Raw genomic sequence first — 24018 nt, 5'->3', positions numbered from 1 at the left:
GAGGATTACGATGTCATTTTCGATGGAAGTAGCAAGTCCGGAAGAGATTAAGGTTGCGATTGAACAAGAGGTTAAACCTGTACCCGAGGAAGTCGCAAAGCTCAAAGAGGCAGCGGATGCCAATGTTGCCACGATCATGGCTTTGGATATTGAATCGCTTGAGAAGCGAAAAGAAATCCTGCAATCGATCGACACGTTCGGTCTAAATACAATGAAATCATCATCGGATAAAAATACGTTGCTTCAGGTTTCGGTAGGCAATCTCTCGAAAACGGGAGACGAAGGCGGGCAAGTAGCCAAAGGTCTTGCGGATCTGCATACTCAGCTGAAGGATTTGGACCCGAGCGTAGTAGACTTTGCCAAGAGGGGTTTCCTCGGCAAACTGTTTAATCCGTTGCGTGCTTACTTCCTCAGGTATCAGAAAGCCGATGCTGTAATCGCGGATATTGTTGTCTCTTTAGACAAGGGTAAATCGACCCTCAAGAACGACAACACCACCCTGGAGATTGAGCAACAGACGCTCCGGGATTTGACCAAAAAGCTTCAAAAGGAAATTCAGCTCGGGGTATTGATGGATGAGTCGATCGAGTCGCAAATCGAAGCGGCCAAACAGCGAAATGAAGACCCTGACAAGATCCGTTTTATCACCGAAGAAGTGCTGTTCCCTTTGCGTCAGCGGGTTATGGATTTGCAGCAGATGTTGGTAGTGAACCAACAGGGAATTATGGCAATCGAAGTGGTAATCAGGAATAACAAAGAACTGATTCGCGGGGTAGACAGAGCTAAGAACGTTACGATTTCGGCGCTGAAGATTTCCGTAACCGTAGCTAGCGCTCTCTATAATCAGAGGATTGTTTTGAAGAAGATCGAGCTCTTAAACCAAACCACGAACGAGCTGATCGCCGGCACGTCCAGAATGTTGAAGGAGCAAGGGGCCGAGATTCATAAGCAATCCCTTGAAACGAGCGTCTCGGTGGATACGTTGAAACAAGCCTTTACTGACGTGTTGTCGGCTCTGGATTCTATCAGCACCTACAAGCAGGAAGCTCTGCCGAAAATGCGTGAAACGATCAATCAATTCCGGGAATTGGCCGATAACGGGGAGAAGCAGATTCTGCGTCTGGAGAAAGGTCATAAGTTGGGGCTGTAATCATAGGAATGATCCTCGAAAGCGCCTAACGGGTGCTTTCTTTTTTTTTGAGGAGGAGTATTTTTTTAAAAATGCACATATACTACATAGTGTACATTCTGTACATAATTAAGTACAATGGAGGCGAGGAGGGATGATTATGCAAACGGTTCTTAATGCTACAGACGTTAGAGCAAATTTTGGCGAGTTTATCGATACCATTGTGAGAGAAAAGCCTCAAGCTGTCAAACGAAACAGAGACGTGATAATGGCAATCTCCAAACAGCAAATGAAGGAACTACTGTCAGTGTATGAATTGACATTCGAGTATGAGCAAGATGAGGACGGGAGATACGCAGGATCTCTCGAACAAATAGAGGATATCGTTGCTGATGCAGAGACGCTTGAAGAACTTAGAAACGAACTCGCAAGGCACTTGGTCGAATATTCGATCGACTATGAAGCCAATTACTCCCGCTACTACAATACCCCGAATCGGCATAAACATGCTCCTTACGTTTTACGTGTGCTTCTGGAAGATGACATTGAATTAGTAGCTCAAATGTTTCATGCCTAGCTGGAGTGATTTAGAAAGTTTTCTAAGACGCGATGGCTGGGTTCTGATCAGACAAAATGGCAGGGATAAGATCTTTGAGAAGACTCTACCTGACGGAGAGATTCTAAGAACGGCAGTTTCAAAGGGGACAGGGGAAATCGGAAAAGGTTTGTTCAATCGGATATTGAAACAGCAACTTCGAGTAGATAAAGAGTACTTCAACTCGAAGAAGTAGCAAGAAGAGTAGGCGAGGAAATCGCTGAGATGACATCAAATTTCGACTCACCTCGCTCCCTACCTCTTGCGGCAGGCTTTTTTTGCGTGGAGCGAGGGGCTTCTACCCATTTGCACCATGCGCATCACATCCTCGGGTCCATGATAATCTGAGGAACCAGCTTGGTGCACGACACAATCCTTATCTTACCCATGACCCGTAGTGTTATAACCCTTAGTTAATTTTGCGCTTTCCAGCATTGTCAACTCGATGGTCGCTTGGTTGTACTTCACCAAAAACTCAAGCTCCTGTGTAGAATAGGTTTCTAGCAACCTTTCAAAAGCTTCCCCCATTGAACGATAAATATTGTCAGAAGGGGCGAGGTTTTTCTGATTGACTGTAACGATTACTTTACGACGATCCTTGGCATCAGGTTCGCGCTTAACGAATTTCCGCTGCTCAAGCCGATCGATAACATTCGAGACTGCGCCAGTTGTGAGATTTAGTCGTTGTGCGAGTTGTCCGGCAGTCATGGGTCCTTCCTGCTGCAGTGTCGACACCGTCTTCATGTCGGTGATGCCTAATCCTAACTTAGCTGCGGCTGCCTGATGAAATAAAGCTGTTTCGGTGCTAGCCATCTGGCCTAAAAATTGCATTTGATTGATAAGAGCCTTTCGGTTCTCGGGTTCGTTCATATGTGTTATCTCCTTTACTTCTTGACACCTATTATCTTAACAATTAAGATACTTATTGAGGGAAAGTGCGTTAATGATTAAGATAATATTGAAGGTATTATAGTGGATATCAATTAATTGTGCAAGAAAGGATAACAGAACATGAAAACGAAAACCAGTGTCAAACATCAATCGGCAGCAGCCGCGCGGGTACATTATACAACGAGCTTCGTAACCTCTAAAGACGGCACCACCATAGGCTACCGCCAACTTGGCCGCGGCCCGGGTGTAGTGCTGGTACATGGCACCATGGAGTCAGCCCAAAGTCACATGCAACTCGCTGAGGCATTGGCTGATACTTACACCGTTTATTTGCATGACCGCCGTGGCCGCGGCCTAAGCGGTCCTTACAACGATGACTACAGCATACAGAAAGACGTTGAAGATTTGGACGCCCTTCTTACCCAAACGGGCGCCCACTATGTCTTTGGAGTCAGCGTTGGCGCCATTATATGTCTCCAAGCATCACTCACCCTGCCCGCGATTCATAAAGCCGCCATCTTTGAACCGCCGCTGATCATAAACAACTCGGTGTCGACCGACTTCTTGACGCGCTATGATAACGAGATGGCCCAAGGCAAGGTTACCTCAGCGCTTGTTACAGGAATGTTAGGCTCACAGATGGGGCCGCCGATTTTCAACTCTATACCCCGTTGGTTGCTCAAGCTATTGACGAATATGATGTTGGCAAGCGAGGATAAGAAGGCCAAGGGTGACTACGTAACGATGAGGATGCTGGCTCCAACGATGCACTATGACCTTCAACTGGCCATCGAGACGGAAGGGTCACTGGAAAGCTTCGGTGCTGCACGTGCCGAGTTACTCTTGCTTGGCAGCAGCAAGAGTCCGACCTACTTCAAAGTTGCTCTTGATTCCCTGGAGAAGATTTTTCCGTTTGCCAAACGTATTGAGTTCCTAGGGCTCAATCATGGCGCCTCAGGTAATACCAACAGAGGCGGCAATCCAGAACGGGTGGCACAAGAACTTCGACGATTTTTTACCTAACTCAAAGGGATGTATATTTTCAATGCAAAACATTTCGAGAAGTGGGTAAAAGGGCTGTTATAATAATGACCATATTTTTATGATTCGAAGTGAGGTTGGGGTGAGTTGATGTTTGAACAAATTGATAAGAAGAAAAGTTTGCTCGATCAAAAAAAGCCACTTCCTGTCCATACGCTTAGAAGCATACGAGAGCACTTGATCATCAATTGGACATATCACTCCAACGCTATTGAGGGAAATACATTGACTTTATCAGAAACAAAAGTTGCTCTTGAAGGCATTACAGTGGGCGGCAAAACGATAAAAGAGCATTTGGAAGCTATTAACCATAAAGATGCAATATTATACGTCGAAGAAATCGTCAAGAATCAAGAGAGCTTATCGGAATGGCAAATCAAAAGCATCCATCGACTTATTTTAAAAGGTATTGAAGATGAATATGCTGGAGTATATCGTAAAGAAAACGTGATCATTAGCGGTGCACAACATATCCCGCCGGATGCCGTACAGGTTCAATTGAAAATGGAACGATTCATTAACTGGTATGAACATGAAGGTCAGCAATTGCACCCCGTTGAAAGGGCTGCGATCATTCATATCGATTTTGTTGGGATCCATCCTTTCATTGATGGGAATGGAAGAACGTCGCGATTGTTGCTGAATTTTGAGCTAATGAAAAATGGCTATCCTCCTATTGTCATTCAAAAAGAGAATAGAAGTGAGTATTATGCGGCATTGAGCCACGCTCATACAAACAGGGATAATACGATATTCGTCTCATTGGTTGCCGAAATGATGGATCAAACTTTCGATTATTATTTAAAGCTAGTATAGGTAAAATACGAAGACCGTAAGCGATTGGGCTTGCGGTTATTTCATTTTTTACTAACGCTATAATATAGAAAAGGTGATCATTTCGCCTAAAGATGAGGTATTATGTAGGTGATTGTCATTTTTAAGTGAAACCTGAGGGGGCTGCAGTCGTGGACACAAGACAATGGATGTCGATATTGCTTTGTTTCGCGACGGCGCTGATGCTGTTCGTGACATTCCTGTCCTACCGGAAACGTCACTTGCAGGTTGCGCGGACGATGATTTTCGTAATGCTGGCAGCGTCATGTTACTCTTTGGGCTACGCATTCGAAATTTTGAGTACAGGCTTACACGGCGTAAAACTTTCGCTCCAATTCGAATATTTGGGTATCCCCTTTGTCTCCGCGTTTTGGCTTCTGCTCGTCATTCAATTTACAGGAGCAGCGGCTCGATATCGAAGACTTCTGGTGATCATGATTTTCGTTGTTCCCATAGCGACCTTTTTCATTCATTTAACCAATGATTGGCATCATCTCATTTACGAAGAGTACGTTCCGAACTTGAATGCGGCGGTTCCTTTGTTTAACACCGTCAAGGGACCTTGGTATTCGATACATGCGGTCTACAATTATACGATTCTACTGTTCGGCATATTGCTGTTTATCCCGATGTATCTGCGGTCTTTGCCTATCGTGCGGAAGCAAATCATTGTCCTCATTCTGGGCGCGGCTGCCCCCATGCTCTTTAATATGGCCTACATGTTCAGCAAAGTCATCGATTTCACGCCATTCGGGTTCGCCGTATCCGGCGTTGTTTACGCATGGGGCATTTTCCGTTTCCATTTGCTGCGCTTAACGCCGCTTGCGTTCGCCAAAGTGTTCGATACGATTCGGGACGGCGTTGTTCTGCTAGACTATGAGAATCAGATCATAAACCACAATCGCGCGGCGGAAGAGGTGTTTCCCGAGCTCGGTGCAACGAAGAGTTTTCCCGCTCACGGCAAGGACGTTTTGTCGGCTTGCCCGGATTTGCTGGAGCGGATTTCCGCCGTGGACAGTCGGGATGAACGGTTTTCGTTCCAGCGTTACCAGGCGAACCGGCATAAGCATTATATTTGCAGCTTGTCTTTTATATACGATACCGGAATGGCTCCGATCGGAAAAATGCTGATGTTTAACGATATTACGGAATGGATGGAAAATGAGGCGCGTTTGCGTGAAAAATCTCAAAAGTTGTCCCAACTGAACGCATTTAAGGACAAGCTGTTCACCGTCGTGGCCCATGATATCCGTGATCCGATCGCGCTTCTGGTCAGTCTGACCGAGTTGTTGGGCGAGGAACCGACGGATGCGGATATCGCGAATGCTGAAGTTTTCCAGGAAATTAAAAGGCAAGTAAGCAGCACATTCCATCTTGTCGATAATTTGCTGGACTGGTATCGCAGTCAGAATGGGGAAGTCGCTTTTCGTCCGTTGGCGTGGAATTTACAGCAGGTTGTCCGGCAGGCTATGTCGCTTTCCGGTGCTAGAGCCGGTATGAAACAAATTCAAATGAGGGAGTTTGTTGATGAGACGCTCACGGTGAGCGCCGACAAAGAAATGCTCGACCTCATTCTCCGGAATTTATTATCGAATGCGATCAAATTTTCCGGAATGGGCGGAACAATTGAAATCGGCGCCTCCTTGGAAGGCGATCTGGTTAGAGTTTCCGTGAGAGACAACGGGGCGGGAATCGACGAGGAGACGTCAAAGCTGCTGCGGCAAGAAGAGTTGTTTTTCAAGGAGCGGGGCTTCGCGAACGAGGGTGGCAAGACGAGATTCGGTTTGGTTCTGACCCGCGAGTTTCTTCGCATCCACGGCGGCAGCCTCCAGTTTGACAGCGTTCATGGAGAAGGAACGACTTTTATATTCACTTTGCCTAGCTCTGCCAGCAGCGGGGGAGCGATTAACGACGATGGAATGGGGGCGGAAGCTCATGAAAGCCATATTGGTTGACGATGATCCCGTGATGCATCTGATTATGCGGAAAATGCTGGTCAAGTATCCAGACGTGCAGGTAGCGGGCGCATTCACGGATACGCAGACCGCAGCCGCGTTCCTGAGCGACAACGCCGACATCGGGCTGGCTTTCGTGGATATCTCCATGCCGGGCGAGAGCGGGATGGCATTTGCCGCCAAGATGGAAGAGGCGGGCGGCAGGGTGCAAATCGTGTTTGTCACCTCGCATAAGGAATATGCCTTAAAGGCATATGACCTATCTGTACTGGATTATTTGGTTAAGCCGGTGTCCCAGGAGCGGCTGGAACGAACGGTTAATCGCGCGCTGGCAGGTAGAGAATCCTTTCGTACGCAGCCTTTGGAGAATTCGGATGCCAGGGGGAGAGATGAAATTATCATCACGACGCTAGGCGACTTCTCCGTACAGAACGAGGCTGGCCGCGTGAAATGGATTTCGAGCAAAAGCGCCGAGTTGTTCGCCTACTTACTGCTGAATCGGAGCAAACGGATTGCCCGTTCCCGGCTGGTTGCGGATATTTTCGGAGGCATGTCCAGTGACAGCGCGGAAAAATATTTGAATACGACCGTCTATCAGCTGCGCAAGTCATTGGAGCCGCTCGGTTTGCGGGAGGCCGTACGCTCGGAAAATGACGGTTACGCATTGGAATTAAGCAACGCCGTTATCGATTACGAGGAGTTTGAACAACGTGCGGGAAAGCCGGGGAGCATTGAAGCCGCCGATGTGGAAAACGAACTGCAAGTTGAAAGGCTATATACGGGAGACCTATTCGGTAATAAAGCTTATGTATGGGCGATTTACGAGACGGAGCGCCTTGCCGAGCTGTATGTGTCCTTCGTTAAACGGCTGGCCGAGGCGCTCCTCTCCATTCGGAATACAGCTGCCGCAGCAAAGCTGCTGCTTAAGCTGTATGCCCGTAATCCACTGGACGAATCGGTCGTAAGCCTGCTTATGAAGATACATGGGCAGGACGGGAATAAAAAAGGGTTGACGGCTCAGTATACCGAGTATGTTAAGCTTCTCAACAGGGAGCTCGGCATTCGTCCATCCAAGGAGCTGCTTCTGCTGTATGACTCGCTGGTGAATGACCTTTTCGACAATAAAAAATAGGGGGATAAATGAATGAGCGATACCCTTGACTTTACAGGCTTCCCCAAAGAAGGGTTGCAGTTCTTGAAAGATCTGGCGGATAACAATAATCGTATAAGACAAGCATCGGCGGGAAGTTTTGGGATGGCGATAGTAAAAAAACGGACGGCCCCTCCTTCTACAAGGGGACAGGATAGGCTTGATGACCGGAATGTTCCAATTCTCCGATCCTTCAAGCTTACCGAAACGCTCTAATAGATGATAGGCTGGGATCTGAACTCGATGAAATTCTGGCTTTGCTCCTTAAAACCGGCGAGTATAAAATCAATGAAGAGCATTATAAACGGGTACCCAAGGGCTACGATGATAACCATAAACGCGCTGGGTTGCTTCGTCACAATGCTTTCTATATTCACACACGGAATATTGGACAGGAGATACTTTCCAGCCCGGCGCTTGTTAACGTTTGTTTCGAACATTTTCAAGAGATGCTGCCAGTAAAACAATGGCTCGCCAAAGTCATTCAGCAGTAAAAATTCAATGTAGACGGAGGACTTTATATGGCGTTTGCAAAGTCAAGCATTTCAATCCGGAAACCCGTTGACGAAGTGTTCGATTTCATCTTGGACGGGGAAAATAACAACTTATGGAGGCCGGCCGTAACTGACGTTAAAAATACATCCGGTAAAGTTCTCGGCGTAGGAACAACCTTTATTCAAGGCATGAAAGGCCCATTTGGAAAGCGGATTAGCGGAGATTACGAAATCATCGGATGCGAAAAAAATAAATTAATTTCGTTTAAGGTCATATCAGGACCAGCAAGACCAACAGGAAAGTATGAATTCGAATATGATGGAACGGAAACGCGAGTGACATTTGCCTTATCGTTGGAATCGAAAGGATTCGCCAGGCTTATGGATTCAATGATCACTAAACAAATGCAGTTGGAAGTAGCCAATCTCTCGAATATGAAAACCTATTTGGAATCTCTGTCGTGAACAAAAACTTTTCTTCCCCCTATAAGTCCTCGCAAGAAGGCGCGCCAGATACCGTGCCGCTAGACGGCGGACGTAAAAAAAAGCAAAGCAGCCCGGGGACCCGGAGCTGCTTTGCTGGAATGAATGATTACGCTGCGATATTCGTCTTCAAGACGAATTCGGTTGCTTTAAGCAGTATTTCTGCGAATGCTTTATCGATCTTTTTACCGGATTGCGCCTTAACTTCGTTCTCCAAAGCTTGAAGCGATCCGGATTTTACTTTCACAAGCAGGCTGTCTACGATTCCTTTGTGCGTGATTTTTCCGCTATCCGACCCTACTTGGATAAGATCATCCAGGTGAGCTGCATCCATGATAACCTCGATGTTAAAGGAGATTTCGCTCTTGTTACCCGCGCGGTCTTCTGCGGTAATCGTTGCCTTGTGAATTCCGAAGCCAAGAGCGAAGGGTGCGATTTTCAGCGGATTCGCCGCTGGATGGCCATCCAAAACCACTCTCAGGTCACGAACACCGCTCAGGTTATCAGTGGCGACGAAAGGAAGCGACACTTCGTCGTGCGGATAAACCGTCACTTTGCCCGGATTTTGGATCGCCGGACCGGTCTTGTCGATCCAAATCAGCAGCGAACGAGCCGCTTCGACGTTGCCGGCTTTGTCGATGGAACGGAACTCTACCGCATTGCGGCCTTCCGTACTTACCGTAAACGTTCCTCCAACTGCCGGCTTCCAATCTCCGCTTCCGACCCGATACTGCGATTCTTTGACCCCGATTCCTGTGCCGTCTACCGCAGTCAGCGTCAATTTCACATCATGAACGTTGTATGCGTCTTCCCCGCTTAATCCGTCGACCACAGCCTCGGTCACCGGAGCGACGAGATCCGTACTGATTCTGCCCTCCGCTTCATAACGAATAGGCGCGGTAAGGCTTTTGACAAAATTGACGGTTCCCGTGATGTCTTCCGGACCTTGCACCACGTTTTTGCCGTATAACCCGATCAGCTTGTATTTGGCACTGGTCTGGTTGTACATGAAGTTATTGACCGTAAGCGAATAGGTTACGGCTGGGTCGACCGGTTGGCCGTTCTCCAGCGTCAGACTTACGATCTTGTTCGTTGCCGTGTCCCAAGTATAGCGAGCCCCGCCTATAAAGGAGTCTGGACCGTATTGCGGGCTGATCATGGCATTTAGAATTTCCTTGAACTGTGCGCCCGTCACGTCGACCTTCACTAAGGTGTTAGCGAACGGTTGGATGTTGAACAACTCTCCCCAAGTGACCGGACCGGCATCCAGATTGTCCCTCACGCCGCCGCCGTTCATCAATGCGAAATCGCTGCTCATTTCAAACTTCATGCCGTCTGCGATCAAGTTGCCAAGCGCGTTGTCACCCAACACGTCTTTCGTCGGATAGCCTTTGGTTATCGCAATTTCGTTCGTCCCCACCACGGCATTCACTTTGGGAGCGACCAGATCCTCGTACTTCTTCAGAATGGCCGCGATTTCCGGATCCGGCGTGATGCCGGACTGCACGACGTCGACGATTTCGGCGGATTTCTTCACGATGTCATGGGTGGCCGGGTCGATTTCCAAGTCGATATCCACGATGGCATCCCCGTATTCCCAAGCCTGAACGATCAGTTTGTTATCGACGATAGCGTTGAGCTTGACGTGGTTATGCGCGGCGTAAATGACGTCGACGGCATCGTTCACGTTGTTGGCCAGATCGGCGATTTCGCCTTTCGCGGAGGTGCCGTTCTGATCGCCGGGAACGTGAGCCAGAACGACAATCGCTTCCACGCCTTGGGCTTGCAGCTCGGGGACGTATTTGTTGATCGCAGCTGCTTCATCGGTAAAACGGACGTTCGCGATTCCGGTCGGCATGACGATGCTCGGAACGGCCGTCGTTACGACGCCGATGAAGCCGATTTTGACTCCGCCGACTTCCTTGATGGCATAAGGGGCAAGCACCGGTTTTCCCGTGTCTTTGTATTCTACGTTCGCCGCGACGACAGGAAAGTTCATTCCTTTGTAGTTCGGGGTACCGTTCGGATGGTCGCCGCCGTTGATCAAACGCAGCATTTCGTCCACGCCTTCGTCGAACTCATGGTTGCCGAGGGTTCCGATATCGAAACCGAGAGCGTTCATGATTTCCACGGTCGGCTCATCCTGGAGCAGCGCGGATACCGGGGAACTGCCCCCTACCATATCTCCTGAATGCATGAGCAGCGTGTTCGGATTGGTTGCCTCGCGTTGGCGCAGATAGGCGGCCCAATATTCAGCGCGGCCAAACTTTACGCCAGGGCGGGTGGTCACTGTACTCGTTACGTCGATCTTCCCGTGCAGGTCGTTCATACCCAGCAGTTGCACTTGTACATTATTATTCTGACTGACTGTATTAACCGTACTTTCTGCGTGAACCTTAGTAACGGCAGGAAATACGGATGTGATCATAAGGGCGGACAACACAAGCGATAGAGTGTACTTTCTCAACATTCTTTTCATAACCTTCCTCCTATAACATCTATTTAGCTCCATAATAATAATAGAGGACCATTGTCAAATGGCCCTCTATTGATTGTTAAATAGGAATAAATTATTGAAAGGTTGACTTTTCGGTTTTTTTACTCTGTTTTGACACTTTTACAATAAACACGATTTAACATAAATTTGCGATAACAAATGATCGATATGATTACATTGTCTAGACACCCAAATAACAATGCCGTATTATTTTGCGGGCTTATGCCTAGAAAGCCGGATGTAAAATAATGAAGCACAACTATTTGATCATTAAGGAAGAGCTTGAACGTCAAATTCGAACAGGTGAGTTGGCGATTGGCTCGATGCTTCCATCCGAGCCCGACATGGCTCGCAAATTCAATGTGAGCCGAGAGACGTTTCGGGCAGCCGTCAAGCAAATGGAACGGGAAGGCAAACTGAGAGTCCGCAGCGGAATAGGGCGTTTCGTCGTTCGTCCCTTGGCTTCGATCCCAAGCAGCATCGATCATCTCAGCTCTACCTCGGAGATGATAACGTCAGCCTCCCTAAGCGAAGGGGAACACCATGAGTCCATACGCGAAGAACCGTGTCAGGAGGAATGGGCCGACTTCTTGCATATAAGCCCGGGAGATCCAATAACGATCATCGAGCGTATTCGAATGGCCGACGGTGAACCCGTCTCCTATAATATTAATATCATGCCTAATGCATTGATCGGGGACGCATTTCAGAAGACGACATTGCAAGGCTCTCTCATGAAGTTTCTCGAAGACGTATGCGATATTCGTATCGTAGCTGCCAATACCGAGTTAATTGTCCCGCCGTCTTCCGATACGAATTGCCACAAATTACAGGTAAAACCCGAAGCCACGGTCATTTTATTGAAACAAACTCATTACAATGAAGACAGGGTGCCTATCCTATTCTCCTATGATTACTTTCGTAACGACGTATTTAAATTTTGGGTACGTCGAGAAAGGTAAATCTCATATTCAGAAGTTTGACCGCTCTTCTTACTCCGTAAGAAGAGCGGTTTTCTATTTAACTCATGTTTAATACCCGCGTGATACAACGATGACAGTTCACAACGATAATGAAGCCAGAGGATGTCTAGACAACTCCTCGAAAGCCTGTAGTTATGCGGGTTGCAAGATGGAACAAATAAAAAAATCATGGATCGGGAGGATTACAATGTTCAAGAAAACGAGCACCAGACTCGCAAGTGTAATGATGATGGTAATGTTAGCGTTAGTTACGGTGTTATCGGGTTGCGGTGCTAACAACGACACCCAAGCATCTGCGGCAAGCGAATCTCCATCGAATTCGGTGGTTGAATCGGCAAGCGCTGAGCCTGACCAATCGGCTTCCCCTGAATCGAACAAGCTAGTCGTGTACGCCGCATTAAACGAGGATGATATTATTCAGCTTCAGAAGAAATTCAAAGAAGATACCGGTATCGAACTCGAATATTTGCGCATTGGAAATGCAGGCGAGACTAGTACGCGTATATTAGCCGAGAAAGCGAATCCCCAGGCTGATATTTTCGTAGGCGGGTCCGTTGAATTTTACGAGCCTCTCGCGAAAGAAGGTATTCTTGAAAATTACGTTTCCCCGAATGCCAAGGATCTCGATGCGCAGTTTAACGATCCGAATGGTTTCTGGCAGGGCTGGTACATGGGCGTGCTCGGAATCATTCTAAATACGGAAAGATTCGAGAAGGAGCTTGCGCCCAAGGGCGTAAAAGAACCGACGACTTGGGACGATCTGCTCGATTCTAACTATAAGGGATTATATATTACTTCCAATCCCGCTACGGCAGGCGGCGGTTATATCTTTGTTGCCGACCAATTGTTCCGCTTAGGAGAAGAAAAAGGTTGGGAGTACTTAAAGAATTTGAATACGAATGTGCACCATTACACGAAAGCGGCAGGGGACGGAATTAACCTTACCGCTACGGGCGAATTTGTTATCGGGATGTCATGGGCGCATGATATCGTGAAATCCGCTAAACAAGGTTATCCGATTAAAGTCATCATTCCGAAGCAAACCGCTTTCGAAATCGGCGGAGTCGGTATCGTCAAAGGCGGCGGAAACACGGAAAATGCGAAGAAGTTCGTTGACTGGTTATTGACTAAACCAATCGGGGAAATGAATACGCAGATGTCCAATCGCTATTCCGTTAGAAAAGACGTAGCCCCGCCGGAAGGCATGGTCAAGATCGAAGATGTGGATCTTGTCGCTTACGACAGAAGCAAAGCTGCCGAGATGAAACCTGCGGTTGTAGAGAAATTCACTCAACTTACGGCTAAATAAACAAACTAAATTCAAACACCTCCTCCTATAATTGTTCTGCGGGAGGAGGTGCACGGTTTACCTCCGAAAGGTGTGGAACGTTGTGCGATTTAGAAACGAACCGTTGCTCGCTATCGGTATCGCTGCCCTTATCATCTTTACCGGTTTTTTTGTCCTTTGGCCGATCCTTAAAGTCGTTAGCTATTCGCAAATGGGAGACTACCTCAAGCTTTTTACGAATTACCGTTGGTCTCACGCCGTGCTGAACAGCTTGTTTATTACCGCTATTTCGACGATTTCCTGTACGATTATCGCTTTCGTATTTTCCTATACGATTACAAGGTTAAATGTCCCTCTCAAAGGGCTATTTAAATTCATAACGATACTGCCTATCGTCTCGCCGCCGTTTATCGTTGCGCTGTCCTATATTCTTCTTTTCGGCAGACAAGGCATGGTTTCCAAGCATGTTTTGCATATGAATTTCGACATTTACGGTTGGCACGGATTGTGGCTGGTTCAGACGATCACCTTCTTTCCCTACGCCTTTGCCGTTATTCACGGAGTGATGAGATCCATCTCTACGAATTTGGAATATGCCGCCTACAATTTGGGGGCAACGCATTGGCATGTGTTTAAGAAGGTTTTCTTTCCGTTATGCCGTCCGGGTGTCGCTGGAGGTGCTCTTATTGCGGCTATGAACGTGCTGGCCGATTTCGGGAATCCGATTATTATAGCCGGGAACTTCAACGTATTGCCGACTGAAGCTTATTTACAGATGTCGGGCCTATTCGATTTAAGATCGGCTGCCGTTCTTTCCACCGCACTGCTTGTCCCGGCGCTTGGCTTATTTCTATGGAATAGATTTTGGGTTGGCAAGCTTTCTTATGTTACGGTTACCGGCAAAGAAACGTCCTTGGAGTTTTATCCGCTTCCTTTTGCCGTCAAGTGGGGGTTATTTTCTTTCTGCCTATTCGTTACCCTCTTCATTCTCGCTGTCTATGGGGTTCTGTTCTATGGCGCTTTCACGAAGACTTGGGGTTATGATTGGTCACTTACCTTGAAAAATATGGAATATGTCATGGATAAGGGACGAGAAATCTACAACAGCTTGAAATTTGCCATCCTCTCTTCTGTGGCTGCGGGGCTGCTTGCGCTGCCGCTAGCTTATATCGTTCAGAAGAAACGCGTGGGCATTAATCCCTTTCTGGATTTCATGGCGATCCTGCCGGGAGCGGTTCCCGGGGTATTCCTCGGTCTGGGCTTTGCTCTAGCGTTTAACGAGGAGCCTTTCCTTCTTACAGGAACTTCTCTGATCATGGTGCTAGCGTTAATGTTCTGGAATTTACCTACGTGTTACAGCGCATGTTTAGCAGGTCTTCAGCAAATCGGCGGAGCGCTGGAAGAAGCCTCGTTGAATTTGGGGGCAGGCAGCTTTACGACCTTCAGGAAAATCGTCCTCCCTTTATTGAGAGGTCCGTTCATGACGGGAATCGTCATCTCGTTCTTGAGGTCCATAACCTGTTTAAGCGTCATTATCTTTATCTATTCCGCGAAGACTTCGGTCGGCACTGTATCCATTCTCGGCCTTGTGCAGAATGGGGCTTGGGGGAGTGCGTCAGCCTTTACCGTCGTGCTGATTTCCATCGCCTTTGCCGTTTTGATCGCGATGAAACTAGTGTTGAGAAAAGAAGGTAAATCAATCGGGCTTTAGTTGGAGGAAATCATGAGCGCATCAGAGATTGCAATCAAAATTGAGAACGTGACGAAAACCTTCGGACAATTCGAAGCGATCAGTCAAGTGTCGCTCGATGTTCCCGCAGGCAGCTTCACGACGCTGCTCGGACCAAGCGGCTGCGGGAAGACGACTCTGATGAGGTTGATCGCGGGATTCTATGAGCCGGATAACGGACAAATCTATATACGCGGGCAGAAAGTAAACGGATTGCCGGTATTTAAGAGAAACACTCCGCTTGTCTTCCAAGAATATGCCCTTTTTCCGCACATGACGGTATACGACAACATCTCGTACGGATTAAAGCTGCAGAAGGCCTCCAGGCAGGAAACGAAAGAGAAAGTGGATGCCATGCTGAGCATGTTCGGTCTTCAGGGTTTGCAGGGGAGACAACCCAAGGAACTGAGCGGCGGCCAGCAGCAACGCGTGGCATTCGCCAGAGCGCTAATTACCGGACAGCAGATCCTGCTTATGGATGAACCCCTTAGCAATCTTGATGCCAAGATGAGGGTCGAAGTAAGGAACGAGCTTAGAGAACTGCAGCAGCGATTAGGAATTACCGCTATTTTCGTAACGCACGATCAGGATGAAGCTTTGGCGATTTCCGACACGATTGCGGTGTTCGATCATGGACGCATCGCTCAAGTGGGCACCCCCTGGGACATTTATTTTAAGCCGCTGAGTAAATTCGTAGCCGACTTCGTAGGGACGGCTAACTTCGTGGAGGGCGAGGTTGCCGCCATTGAAGGAAGCGACATCGTGATACGGAGCGGCTTTTCCTTGTTCAAGGTTCATCAAAGCAATCATTCTTTGAGAATAGGGGACAAAGCAACCCTTGTCATACGGCCGGAATGCCTAACGATTATTGACGAGGCGGATATCGGAATTGTGAGAGGTAACGTATGGAGCGGTACGATTGAGAAAAGCAGCTTTCTTGGACGTACGATTCGATATTGGGTCAATGGCGCTCCCTTGCAATGGATCGTCGATGACACAAGCCCTAGCGTACGGGGTTATCTTCAAGGAACCCTTCGCTTTACGTTGGATAAGCACAAAATCCATATCCTGCCGGGGGATGCGAGGGGGGCCGTATGACCAAGGTCAACTTGCAATTTCTCGATGTCGGCTGGGGAGACGCTCATCTGATTCGACTGCCTTCCGGATGCCTGACCTTAATCGACGGAGGCGATGGCACGGTATCCCCTGATCAAGATCATCCGGTATCATGGATGGACAGACAAGGGATCGAACATCTCGACTGGTTGATTCTGACTCACATTCACGAGGACCATCTTAACGGGCTTCTGGATATTGCCAGAGCTAAATCGGTTAGTAAAGCCGTTCTTCCTTACGAGCCGTTCAAGTTGATGCCCGAGAAGGTTATTGAACAACACGGCAACGATTTAACAAAACGGGTATATGGCATGTTGACCGCCTATTTGGAGCTCATTCATCTCTTAGGACAACAAGGGACCGAGATCCTATGGCGGAACGAATGCGGAACGAGCGAACAAGCAGTTCTCTGGTCCGAAGAGGGGGTATCGCTAACGCATCTCTATCCCTGGGCAGGGGACCCTCTTCCTGCCTATGAAACATTATTGAAGAGCTGCGAGGGCGACGACTTAAGGGCGCTTGAAAGTTTTTTTGACTTATCCAATGACGACAGTTCGGTTTATCGCCTTAGTTTCACGCAGGATCCGGACAAGAGCATTTTATTTGGCGGGGATCAGTTAGAGGCTGGATGGGAACGTCTTGCGCAACGGATGGACATTCAAAGCTGGGTTTGGAAAGTTTCCCATCACGGATTGCCGGACGGCTTTAATCCTCGACTTATTTCCTTGATCAAGCCTGCCCACTGCATCATTCCCATTAGCGCGGACCGCTCCGAGAATTTACGGCCGGCATGGGAGTCTCTTCGTTCCTGCACCGATGCAGCATTCTATGTTACGGGCCATACGGGTGGGACGAATCCGCAGCGGATAGAGAGCGAATCGGCGATTATTGAAATCGGATATGGAGCCAAACCTTCTGATCCACACAAGTAGGGGATGGCTTGTCCAAAGGAGCTTTATAGGTGAAAGCAAATGGATTTCATCTGTTGCTCGCTCTCGCGGCAGGAATGCTGGGAGTCGTCCAAGGGATGATTAATGCCCATATCGGTAAGGCTCTTGGCCAATACGGGATGATTGTCGGCGTTTCAGCCGTACAGATTTTCATCGCATCCCTTGTAGTTTGGCGCTTTAAGTCGGTTCCTTTACAGCCAAGTATCCTTCTATGGATCGTCATCGCAGGCATACTAGGCGTAGGCATCATGTTCGGGGTTTCTTATGCGACGGGAACTGTCGGGGCATTGCCTGTCTTTATATTCATGATTGCAGGACAAATCATTGCTTCGGCAATTATCGATCATTTCGGGTTAATGGGCTTGCCTCGAAATTCTTTTAACCTATCTAAACTAGGCAGTATCCTGATCATTATGACAGGCGTTTGGTGCTTAATGAAATCAACGAGCTAAGGAGAAAATATGAATGAAAACCAGAAGGTAGAGGATACATTGCTGCAAGACGCGACCCGTTATGCGCGGGAGGTGGGTGAGCAGATCGTGAGCTTCATGAAGAAGCCATTGCGTATTCAAGAAAAAAAGAACGTTTCAGATCTTGTGACCGAGGTCGACCTACTTAGCGAGAGAATCTTACAGGAGAGAATAACCAGCGACTACCCCGAGCACTGGATGATGTCCGAGGAAACAGATGGGAGCTTGAGGAATGCTCATGAAGCTTTCCTGCTGCCGCAGACGGGATACGGATGGATTATCGATCCTATCGACGGGACAACGAATTTTATTCACGGCTTTCCTCATTTTGCGATATCGATAGGCATTGTCAAAGACGAGCAACTCGTATGCGGGGTCGTCTATAATCCCATAACCAATGAGCTCTATTGTGCCCGAAGGGGTCATGGCGCCTACTTGAACGGCCGCCTTATTCAAGTGGACTCGGAATCGCAGTTGGAGCACGCTTTGCTGGCAACCGGCTTCCAAGCTGACGATTGGAGACCGAATTCTCCGGTTATCGAGCAAATCGGCAGGTTTACGGGGAAATCCAGAAGCGTGCGCATTGTAGGCGCGGCCAGTCTTGATTTGTGTTTAGTGGCCTCCGGCAAGCTGACCGGCTTCTGGCATGAGGGTCTCTATCCTTGGGACGTCGCAGCTGGCGTGCTTATTATCCAGGAGGCCGGAGGCAGGGTAACCAACAGGGAGGGCTCGCCGTTTCGATTAAGCGACAACTCGTTGGTTGCCTCTAATGGGTCTATACACCAAACACTGCTATCCTTTCTTTAGGATCAATCGTCCAGAATAAGACGGGGCTTTTTGCACGACAAGGGGACAAATGGGTGAAAAAAGTCACGGGATTGATATCATTTTCACAAAATAGAGCATGCGCATGTAGTTGTGCCATGGGAGATGCGAAAGTCTAGAACTTAGGCAAGATACTGTAAAACACAGGCAATAAGGCTGTTATGTGTTTGATTGAACAGGGTTTTATATTGAAGTAACGGGCAGATTAGCGTGGTGGAAGATTGAGTTTTAGTATCTATAAGAACCTACTAACTTCTTGGAGCCCATAGCATTATAGACACTCCTACAATGCAAATAGCAGCACCTAACCAATCATACATATCCGGTGTTTTCTTATCGACGAGCCATCCCCAAAGAACTGCGAGAATAACAAACACGCCGCCATAAGCAGCATAGACACGCCCAAAGGATGGAAAACTTTGTAGCGTTGGAATGATTCCGTACAGGATGAGGATGAAACTTCCGACAATCCCATACCAAAGAGGCTTGGATTCTCGCAACCAAAGCCAAACCAAGTATCCCCCACCAATTTCAGCGATCCCTGCGATTACAAAAATCAGGATAGTTAACAACAATTACGAGTACTCCTTTCTAAGAACATGTTCCGGTGCTTTTAATTTTCATAAAGCATTCAGACCAAGTAAGGCATTTGCAGTTTAATCCATCATCTAAAATTTGAATCATCGAATTAATTTGTTTCTTTTTCTCTTCAAGCTGCGCACGTTTTTCACGCGCCATTTCTTCCCATTGCTCGGATGGGGGGAGTGTTTCGAAACCTTGAAGCAGTACACCGATTTCTGGAATCGTAAAGCCGGTTTGCTGCGCAATTTTTATAAATGTAATTCGTTCAATTAGATTTTCGGAATAGCGGCGCTGACCATTTTTTCGTTCCGGTGGTGGCAGTAATCCAATTGATTCGTAATAGCGAAGCGTAGACGCGTTTATATCGGCTTTTGCCGCCAGCGTTCCAATGCTGAGATTCGGCATAGGGTTTCACCTTTCTTGACTTAAAGCTAACTTTAAGTTTTATAATGAAAATTATAATACCAATGGGGTGGTGTAGCAAATGAAAAAAAATGAATGGTTAGCGGGTCTTGGTGTTCTTGGAGCATGCGTGCTTTGTTGTGCATTGCCTTTACTTGGTGGTGCAGCAGTTCTTGGCATATCATCTTTCTTTTTAAATCTGGTGGTTATTGTTATATTTGCTCTTGTCCTTACTACTATTGCATTCGTTGTTTATCGGCACCGCAAAGCGAATGGAACATCATGCATGAAGCCGGGCTGCAACTGCACGTCATGTGCAAGTGGGAGAGTCTGAACTTATGAATGAAATACCGATTGCATGCTGCCATACGGTTTTCACGAAAGATGAACGTTCGGTTTATAAGGATATATGGAGTGAATTAGAAAAAAGAAGGCTCGCAGTTACGGAGGTTCAAGCTGGGTTTGAGTATCAATTCCCCGGTGACTTGGAAACGCTGCGCCTTGTAAATGAATGGGTTAGCATGGAGAGAAAGTGCTGTCCGTTTTTAACCTTTACGGTGATAGCAAGTAGTGAAGATGAGCCGGTTTTTCTTCAATTAACTGGAAACGAAGAAGCAAAAGCATTCTTACGTTCTGAAATTAACGATAAGATTGCTTTGATTACAACAATCGGCAGCCCAATTCCACAATTCTTCGAAAACGGGAGTGATCACGGCATTATCGTTTTACTTCGGCACAGAAACCAAAATTGCAGCATCACATAAAACGAACGACAACCAGGAAAAAATCGTATATGCAGTTTTAATTAATGGATATTTCTCAATCCAAGATTGGCAAGTTCGATAGATAGCCTCAAGGAAATCCCGAATTCCGGTTCGAATGGAAAGCTGCTTGGATTCTAGAGCAATGAGCGATTGAACGGATTAAATGCTTGCCTTCTAGAAATATTAGAGTTATTATGGATACATAAAGTCGTTAATGGAGGTGCTGAATGAAATATTCCCAGGCAACCGACTATGCGCTTCATGCGATGCTCCATCTGGTAACGGCGGTGCCCAATAAGCCTGTTGGCGTTCAATTGCTTGCCGAGAAGCTGGGCGTTTCGCAGACCTATCTGTCTAAGATGATGACCAAGCTTGTTAAGGCCGGATTGATTCAGTCCGCTCCCGGCGCGAACGGGGGGTACCGCCTTAGGCGGAAGCAGGAAGAAATCTCCTTTCTGGATATCATCCATGCGATCGAAGGGACCGCTTCCTTGTTCGAATGCAGCGTGAATCACGGAAGCGAATGTCTGATCCAGCAGGTTGTGGTCGATGCCGAGCGACAGATGGAGCAGTATCTGGAGAACAAGAAAATAGCGGATTTGGCGAAATTAATGAAGACGGAGTAAGGATCCGTTCTTTTTTTGAAGTCATTAAAGATATAATAAGTCCGTTATATCTCTAATATAAATATGGAAAGCGAAAGGGAGAATCAGAATGACTCACGATTGTGTAATTATCGGCGGAGGACCGGCAGGTCTGAATGCTGCTCTTGTGCTAGGCAGGGCAAGAAAAAATGTGGTGGTTATTGATGAAGGGCGTCCGCGTAATGAGGTTACTCGCGAGATCCACGGCTTTCTTACTAGAGATCATACAAGTCCAAGCGAATTTAGGCGAATTGCGAAGGAACAGATTAGATCATATCCATCCGTTAGCTTTGTGGAGGATGCTGCCGTATCGCTCACGGGAACCGATGGTTATTTTCAAATTACGACTGCAAGGGGACAGATCTATCGAAGCAAAAAGGTGCTCTTTACAGTAGGAATGAAGGATCTTCCGTTGGATATTAAGGGGTTGACAGATGTATATGGCAAAAGCGCCTTTATCTGCCCGTATTGTGATGGATGGGAACTAAGAGAGCAGCCGCTTGTCTTAATTGTCAAGGGAGCGGATGCACTGCACTTGGCCAAAATAATATCGGGATGGACGAATCATTTTACAATCTGTACGAATGGTCCTGATGAATTGACGGACGCGCAACGTGAGGAACTAAATCATCATAACGTTCCTGTGTTTGACTCGCCGATCCAGTCTATCGAATCTAACGACGGTATGGTGCAGCAAGTTGTTCTGAAGGACGGTACCAGAATCGCTTGCACGGGGATATTTTTTAGACCGAAGCTTAATACCGGATCAGACCTGCCGCAAGCTATAGGTTGCCAGATCACGGAAGCAGGAACCGTCATCGTCGATAATCTCGGCAAAACGAACGTTCCAGGCGTGTTTAGTGCAGGTGATGCAGCATCGCAACTTCATCAAGCCATTATAGCCGCTTCTTTGGGCTCACTGGCCGGTGTGGGCATTAACAACGAACTGAATGAAGAGGCTTGGAATAAACGTCTATAGAATGGGTCAAACGATGGGGGGAAAGGGGGCATAACAATGACTGAAGATCTTACATTTAATACACAAATGGCGGCGGCATACGAGAAAAACACTCGAATATCGATTCCCACATATGACTCGTTATTCGCAATGGTTCAGTCTTATTTTCGAGTACAATTGGGCGAAAAAGCGGCTTCTTTGCTCGTGATCGGCGCGGGCGGCGGCAATGAACTTTCCGCGTGGGGACCATCTAACCCGGGGTGGACATTTACTGGAGTCGATCCTTCGGAAGAGATGCTTAAGATCGCTAAACATAAAGTAGTTGAACTAGGATTGGAAAGCCGAGTCAGTCTCATCCAAGGGACGACTGATGACCTTCCTCAGCCAGGTTCGAAGTTTGACGCGGCAAGCTGTATTTTGGTTCTTCACTTCATTAACGATGTTCAAGAAAAGTTGAAGTTGCTTGGTTCTATCAAGGATAAACTAAAGTCGGGAGCCCCTTTCGTTCTCGTAAGCGCGTACGGAAACAGCGACGATTCCGAACTTCAAGCCAGGTTAAATGTATGGAAAAGCTTCTGGATAGATGCCGGCCGCGAATCATCCAAAGTTGACGAGATGGTAAGCGGCGGCTTTACGAAGCTTTCTTTACTTCCCGAAAAACAAATCGAAGGGCTGTTGGCAGAATCCGGGTTTACAAAAATAACCCGGTTTTACTCTACAGGCCCTTTTGCAGGATGGATTTGCCATGCGGAATGATTTGCTCAAAAAAATCAACTTATCGCGTAGTGCAGCTGAACGACGCCACTGCCAAGGGACTTGGAATCCAATAACTCTACATCTTTGTATTGGTAGTGTTCTGTATCTAGCAACAGGTTGAGTCCTTTACCCTCGAGCACAGGTGCAATATTGAATATCAACTCGTCAATAATTCCTTGACCAATAAATGCATTGTGCAGATCAGCGCCGCCCGCAATGAGGGCTGTTTGATGTCCTTTTCCTTGCAGGTAATTCAGAGCTTCTTGTGGTGATTCCACAATCTTTATGCCGGGGATTTCTTTGACGCTCTTAGAAACCACGACGATGTCAATATCGGCAAAAGGACCTGCACCGCCGCTTCCCCGCATGCCCTCGAACGTTCGACGACCGACGATGAAATTACCGGCTGTCTTTGCATGCGCCGCAAAATCATCTAATGCTTCCTTTTTTGGCGGATTTTCGGGACTAGATTGTGCATAGTTACCATTAGCGGTTAATGTTGCCCAAAGAATTGATTTCATATATTTATTCCTCCCTTTCAATGACTTTGCGGATAGAGGCTGCAACTCGATCAGGCCGATCCTCTTGCACGTAGTGTGAAGCATCATCCAGAACTTCGGTTTCGTTCTTTTTGAGGTATCTCTGCCATTTTGCCATCTCTGTAAGCGGAAAACCGGCGCTATCTTTCGTGCCCCACAGAATTTGCACGGGTAAATCAGATAGCACGGGCAGTTTCGATTCAATTTCCGTAAGCCACTTTCGTGCCTTCCGAATCTGCCTTGGGAAAATCCACGTCGGTTTCCTTGATTTTGGAGTTGGGAAAGGGTCGGTATAGGCTTTTCTCAAACTTTCCGTGACTTTCTCAGTTTGGAAAATCCCGTGTGGGACAATGTTTTTGGCGAAGAAGTTCCGCCGTGTCTGAAGCCAGTATCCAAGGGGCCATCCCCCCATGGCCAAAGAAAAAATCTTCATTGCTGGAAGAGTCGCTGGCCAGGCCCAGGTATTCATCACGACGATGCCGCGCAGATTTTCCCGGTGCCGAACCGCGTAATTTAATCCGATCGGTCCTCCCCAATCCTGGACGACTAGAACAAAATTCTTGAGATCCATGCGACGGATAAATTCCATGACTGCATCAGATTGCTCTTGTGGTGTAAATCCATACTGGGATGGCGCCTTTGACATGCCCATTCCAGGGTAATCCAAAGCGATAAGACGATGTTCGTTGCGCAGTTCCTTAATGACATTTCGATAGAGATACGACCATGTGGGATTCCCGTGGAGGAGCAGAACCGTTGGCCCTTGTCCTTCGTCAATGTAATGAATGTACCCGTCACGATAGGGCAGCCAGTGGTCTTTGAATGGATACTCCATCGAATCTACTTCAAATTGTCTTTTCATTTCTGTCTCCCGCTCCTTTCTTTGCATCGATTGTTTTCCTTCCTTGTTCACAATAGTAGCGATCTATGATACATTTGAAAA

28 protein-coding genes are annotated in these 24018 nt (G+C 47.4%); 22 read left to right on the top strand and 6 right to left on the bottom strand.

Annotated features, from left to right (window positions below; translation table 11 throughout):
- Positions 1–10: 10 nt before the first annotated feature.
- The 3 genes from K7P76_RS25190 (at position 11) to K7P76_RS25180 (ending at position 1920) form a co-directional block, all read left to right on the top strand.
- Positions 11–1150 carry a toxic anion resistance protein gene (locus K7P76_RS25190; protein ID WP_232188575.1) on the top strand — a complete coding sequence of 380 codons (1140 nt, stop codon included), beginning with the start codon at positions 11–13 and terminating at the stop codon, positions 1148–1150.
- Between the two features lie 139 nt (positions 1151–1289).
- Positions 1290–1706 (top strand): RelB antitoxin-like protein, encoded by a 417-nt coding sequence (locus K7P76_RS25185; protein WP_232188564.1) that lies wholly within the window; start codon positions 1290–1292, stop codon positions 1704–1706.
- Positions 1699–1920 (top strand): type II toxin-antitoxin system HicA family toxin, encoded by a 222-nt coding sequence (locus K7P76_RS25180; protein WP_232188562.1) that lies wholly within the window; start codon positions 1699–1701, stop codon positions 1918–1920. The genes K7P76_RS25185 and K7P76_RS25180 overlap by 8 nt, the downstream gene beginning before the upstream one ends.
- A gap of 185 nt (positions 1921–2105) precedes the next feature.
- Here the strand turns inward: K7P76_RS25180 and K7P76_RS25175 are convergent, their stop codons facing one another.
- Positions 2106–2594: a MarR family winged helix-turn-helix transcriptional regulator gene (locus tag K7P76_RS25175; protein ID WP_232188560.1), complete on the bottom strand. Its 489-nt coding sequence runs from the start codon at positions 2592–2594 to the stop codon at positions 2106–2108.
- 141 nt (positions 2595–2735) lie between these two features.
- Here K7P76_RS25175 and K7P76_RS25170 point away from each other — a divergent pair, with 141 nt between their 5' ends.
- From K7P76_RS25170 to K7P76_RS25145, 7 genes are all read left to right on the top strand, one after another.
- Complete coding sequence (locus K7P76_RS25170; protein WP_232188558.1) at positions 2736–3638, top strand: alpha/beta hydrolase; 903 nt, start codon at positions 2736–2738, stop codon at positions 3636–3638.
- A 108-nt stretch (positions 3639–3746) separates the two neighbouring features.
- Positions 3747–4472, top strand: a complete 726-nt coding sequence (locus K7P76_RS25165) for a Fic family protein (RefSeq protein ID WP_232188555.1) — start codon at positions 3747–3749, stop codon at positions 4470–4472.
- Between the two features lie 149 nt (positions 4473–4621).
- Positions 4622–6445: a sensor histidine kinase gene (locus K7P76_RS25160; protein ID WP_232188543.1), complete on the top strand. Its 1824-nt coding sequence runs from the start codon at positions 4622–4624 to the stop codon at positions 6443–6445.
- Positions 6426–7577, top strand: coding sequence for a response regulator (locus K7P76_RS25155; protein WP_232188541.1), 1152 nt, complete (start codon positions 6426–6428; stop codon positions 7575–7577). Before K7P76_RS25160 ends, K7P76_RS25155 begins: the two co-directional genes overlap by 20 nt.
- Positions 7578–7589: 12 nt before the next feature.
- The gene (locus tag K7P76_RS25150; RefSeq protein ID WP_232188531.1) at positions 7590–7811 is read left to right on the top strand and encodes a hypothetical protein; all 222 of its coding nucleotides are present in this window, start codon (positions 7590–7592) and stop codon (positions 7809–7811) included.
- Positions 7784–8089: a DUF2461 family protein gene (locus K7P76_RS33780; protein ID WP_373692498.1), complete on the top strand. Its 306-nt coding sequence runs from the start codon at positions 7784–7786 to the stop codon at positions 8087–8089. The genes K7P76_RS25150 and K7P76_RS33780 overlap by 28 nt, the downstream gene beginning before the upstream one ends.
- Positions 8090–8116: 27 nt before the next feature.
- Complete coding sequence (locus tag K7P76_RS25145; RefSeq protein ID WP_232188528.1) at positions 8117–8554, top strand: SRPBCC family protein; 438 nt, start codon at positions 8117–8119, stop codon at positions 8552–8554.
- Positions 8555–8681: 127 nt separating this feature from the next.
- On the opposite strand, the gene K7P76_RS25140 is transcribed toward K7P76_RS25145, so the two are convergent.
- Positions 8682–11051: a bifunctional metallophosphatase/5'-nucleotidase gene (locus K7P76_RS25140; RefSeq protein ID WP_232188526.1), complete on the bottom strand. Its 2370-nt coding sequence runs from the start codon at positions 11049–11051 to the stop codon at positions 8682–8684.
- 266 nt (positions 11052–11317) lie between these two features.
- Here K7P76_RS25140 and K7P76_RS25135 point away from each other — a divergent pair, with 266 nt between their 5' ends.
- From K7P76_RS25135 to K7P76_RS25105, 7 genes are all read left to right on the top strand, one after another.
- Positions 11318–12031 carry a GntR family transcriptional regulator gene (locus K7P76_RS25135; RefSeq protein WP_232188525.1) on the top strand — a complete coding sequence of 238 codons (714 nt, stop codon included), beginning with the start codon at positions 11318–11320 and terminating at the stop codon, positions 12029–12031.
- Positions 12032–12239: 208 nt separating this feature from the next.
- Positions 12240–13361, top strand: coding sequence for an ABC transporter substrate-binding protein (locus tag K7P76_RS25130; protein ID WP_232188523.1), 1122 nt, complete (start codon positions 12240–12242; stop codon positions 13359–13361).
- A gap of 82 nt (positions 13362–13443) precedes the next feature.
- A complete protein-coding gene (locus tag K7P76_RS25125; protein ID WP_232188514.1) occupies positions 13444–15051 on the top strand; it encodes an ABC transporter permease in 1608 nt (535 codons plus the stop codon).
- Between the two features lie 12 nt (positions 15052–15063).
- A complete protein-coding gene (locus K7P76_RS25120) occupies positions 15064–16167 on the top strand; it encodes an ABC transporter ATP-binding protein (RefSeq protein ID WP_232188504.1) in 1104 nt (367 codons plus the stop codon).
- Complete coding sequence (locus tag K7P76_RS25115; RefSeq protein ID WP_232188502.1) at positions 16164–17117, top strand: ComEC/Rec2 family competence protein; 954 nt, start codon at positions 16164–16166, stop codon at positions 17115–17117. Before K7P76_RS25120 ends, K7P76_RS25115 begins: the two co-directional genes overlap by 4 nt.
- A 29-nt stretch (positions 17118–17146) precedes the next feature.
- On the top strand, positions 17147–17587 hold the full coding sequence (locus K7P76_RS25110) for a DMT family transporter (protein WP_232188500.1): 441 nt from the start codon (positions 17147–17149) through the stop codon (positions 17585–17587).
- Between the two features lie 9 nt (positions 17588–17596).
- Entirely contained in the window at positions 17597–18412 is an 816-nt protein-coding gene (locus tag K7P76_RS25105; protein WP_232188498.1) for an inositol monophosphatase family protein, read from the top strand.
- A gap of 266 nt (positions 18413–18678) precedes the next feature.
- On the opposite strand, the gene K7P76_RS25100 is transcribed toward K7P76_RS25105, so the two are convergent.
- Together K7P76_RS25100 and K7P76_RS25095 are read right to left on the bottom strand one after the other, a co-directional pair.
- A complete protein-coding gene (locus K7P76_RS25100; protein WP_232188496.1) occupies positions 18679–19005 on the bottom strand; it encodes a YnfA family protein in 327 nt (108 codons plus the stop codon).
- Between the two features lie 16 nt (positions 19006–19021).
- Positions 19022–19417 carry a helix-turn-helix domain-containing protein gene (locus tag K7P76_RS25095; RefSeq protein ID WP_232188494.1) on the bottom strand — a complete coding sequence of 132 codons (396 nt, stop codon included), beginning with the start codon at positions 19415–19417 and terminating at the stop codon, positions 19022–19024.
- Between the two features lie 79 nt (positions 19418–19496).
- Here K7P76_RS25095 and K7P76_RS25090 point away from each other — a divergent pair, with 79 nt between their 5' ends.
- The 5 genes from K7P76_RS25090 to K7P76_RS25070 all read left to right on the top strand — a co-directional run bounded on the left by K7P76_RS25090 (position 19497) and on the right by K7P76_RS25070 (position 22536).
- Positions 19497–19748, top strand: coding sequence for a cytochrome c oxidase subunit II (locus tag K7P76_RS25090; protein WP_232188492.1), 252 nt, complete (start codon positions 19497–19499; stop codon positions 19746–19748).
- A 4-nt stretch (positions 19749–19752) separates the two neighbouring features.
- Positions 19753–20178: a hypothetical protein gene (locus K7P76_RS25085; protein ID WP_232188490.1), complete on the top strand. Its 426-nt coding sequence runs from the start codon at positions 19753–19755 to the stop codon at positions 20176–20178.
- Positions 20179–20405: 227 nt separating this feature from the next.
- Positions 20406–20804: an RrF2 family transcriptional regulator gene (locus K7P76_RS25080; RefSeq protein ID WP_232188488.1), complete on the top strand. Its 399-nt coding sequence runs from the start codon at positions 20406–20408 to the stop codon at positions 20802–20804.
- Between the two features lie 88 nt (positions 20805–20892).
- Positions 20893–21801: an NAD(P)/FAD-dependent oxidoreductase gene (locus tag K7P76_RS25075; protein ID WP_232188485.1), complete on the top strand. Its 909-nt coding sequence runs from the start codon at positions 20893–20895 to the stop codon at positions 21799–21801.
- 36 nt (positions 21802–21837) lie between these two features.
- A complete protein-coding gene (locus K7P76_RS25070) occupies positions 21838–22536 on the top strand; it encodes a class I SAM-dependent methyltransferase (protein WP_232188476.1) in 699 nt (232 codons plus the stop codon).
- Positions 22537–22550: 14 nt separating this feature from the next.
- On the opposite strand, the gene K7P76_RS25065 is transcribed toward K7P76_RS25070, so the two are convergent.
- Positions 22551–23057, bottom strand: coding sequence for a dihydrofolate reductase family protein (locus K7P76_RS25065; RefSeq protein WP_232188466.1), 507 nt, complete (start codon positions 23055–23057; stop codon positions 22551–22553).
- A 4-nt stretch (positions 23058–23061) separates the two neighbouring features.
- Positions 23062–23937 carry an alpha/beta fold hydrolase gene (locus K7P76_RS25060; RefSeq protein ID WP_232188464.1) on the bottom strand — a complete coding sequence of 292 codons (876 nt, stop codon included), beginning with the start codon at positions 23935–23937 and terminating at the stop codon, positions 23062–23064.
- Between the last annotated feature and the right edge of the window lie 81 nt (positions 23938–24018).

It is taken from the genome of Cohnella silvisoli (assembly GCF_021190915.1).
Classification (GTDB): Bacteria; Bacillota; Bacilli; order Paenibacillales; family Paenibacillaceae; genus Cohnella; species Cohnella silvisoli.
The sequence above is the reverse complement of the archived record's forward strand: the minus strand, read 5'-3'. Positions and strand labels throughout refer to the sequence as shown.

Excerpts from the sequence above, each read along its gene's own strand:
- K7P76_RS25135 (WP_232188525.1), top strand. The coding sequence starts at position 11,318 with ATGAAGCACAACTATTTGATCATTAAGGAAGAGCTTGAACGTCAAATT.
- K7P76_RS25145 (WP_232188528.1), top strand. The coding sequence starts at position 8,117 with ATGGCGTTTGCAAAGTCAAGCATTTCAATCCGGAAACCCGTTGACGAA.
- K7P76_RS25185 (WP_232188564.1), top strand. The coding sequence starts at position 1,290 with ATGCAAACGGTTCTTAATGCTACAGACGTTAGAGCAAATTTTGGCGAG.
- K7P76_RS25105 (WP_232188498.1), top strand. The coding sequence starts at position 17,597 with ATGAATGAAAACCAGAAGGTAGAGGATACATTGCTGCAAGACGCGACC.
- K7P76_RS25115 (WP_232188502.1), top strand. The coding sequence starts at position 16,164 with ATGACCAAGGTCAACTTGCAATTTCTCGATGTCGGCTGGGGAGACGCT.
- K7P76_RS25130 (WP_232188523.1), top strand. The coding sequence starts at position 12,240 with ATGTTCAAGAAAACGAGCACCAGACTCGCAAGTGTAATGATGATGGTA.
- K7P76_RS25180 (WP_232188562.1), top strand. The coding sequence starts at position 1,699 with ATGCCTAGCTGGAGTGATTTAGAAAGTTTTCTAAGACGCGATGGCTGG.
- K7P76_RS25070 (WP_232188476.1), top strand. The coding sequence starts at position 21,838 with ATGACTGAAGATCTTACATTTAATACACAAATGGCGGCGGCATACGAG.
- K7P76_RS25075 (WP_232188485.1), top strand. The coding sequence starts at position 20,893 with ATGACTCACGATTGTGTAATTATCGGCGGAGGACCGGCAGGTCTGAAT.
- K7P76_RS25140 (WP_232188526.1), bottom strand. The coding sequence starts at position 11,051 with ATGAAAAGAATGTTGAGAAAGTACACTCTATCGCTTGTGTTGTCCGCC.
- K7P76_RS25065 (WP_232188466.1), bottom strand. The coding sequence starts at position 23,057 with ATGAAATCAATTCTTTGGGCAACATTAACCGCTAATGGTAACTATGCA.
- K7P76_RS25080 (WP_232188488.1), top strand. The coding sequence starts at position 20,406 with ATGAAATATTCCCAGGCAACCGACTATGCGCTTCATGCGATGCTCCAT.
- K7P76_RS25095 (WP_232188494.1), bottom strand. The coding sequence starts at position 19,417 with ATGCCGAATCTCAGCATTGGAACGCTGGCGGCAAAAGCCGATATAAAC.
- K7P76_RS25165 (WP_232188555.1), top strand. The coding sequence starts at position 3,747 with ATGTTTGAACAAATTGATAAGAAGAAAAGTTTGCTCGATCAAAAAAAG.
- K7P76_RS25190 (WP_232188575.1), top strand. The coding sequence starts at position 11 with ATGTCATTTTCGATGGAAGTAGCAAGTCCGGAAGAGATTAAGGTTGCG.
- K7P76_RS25060 (WP_232188464.1), bottom strand. The coding sequence starts at position 23,937 with ATGAAAAGACAATTTGAAGTAGATTCGATGGAGTATCCATTCAAAGAC.
- K7P76_RS25085 (WP_232188490.1), top strand. The coding sequence starts at position 19,753 with ATGAATGAAATACCGATTGCATGCTGCCATACGGTTTTCACGAAAGAT.
- K7P76_RS25155 (WP_232188541.1), top strand. The coding sequence starts at position 6,426 with ATGAAAGCCATATTGGTTGACGATGATCCCGTGATGCATCTGATTATG.
- K7P76_RS25175 (WP_232188560.1), bottom strand. The coding sequence starts at position 2,594 with ATGAACGAACCCGAGAACCGAAAGGCTCTTATCAATCAAATGCAATTT.
- K7P76_RS25150 (WP_232188531.1), top strand. The coding sequence starts at position 7,590 with ATGAGCGATACCCTTGACTTTACAGGCTTCCCCAAAGAAGGGTTGCAG.
- K7P76_RS25170 (WP_232188558.1), top strand. The coding sequence starts at position 2,736 with ATGAAAACGAAAACCAGTGTCAAACATCAATCGGCAGCAGCCGCGCGG.
- K7P76_RS25090 (WP_232188492.1), top strand. The coding sequence starts at position 19,497 with ATGAAAAAAAATGAATGGTTAGCGGGTCTTGGTGTTCTTGGAGCATGC.
- K7P76_RS25120 (WP_232188504.1), top strand. The coding sequence starts at position 15,064 with ATGAGCGCATCAGAGATTGCAATCAAAATTGAGAACGTGACGAAAACC.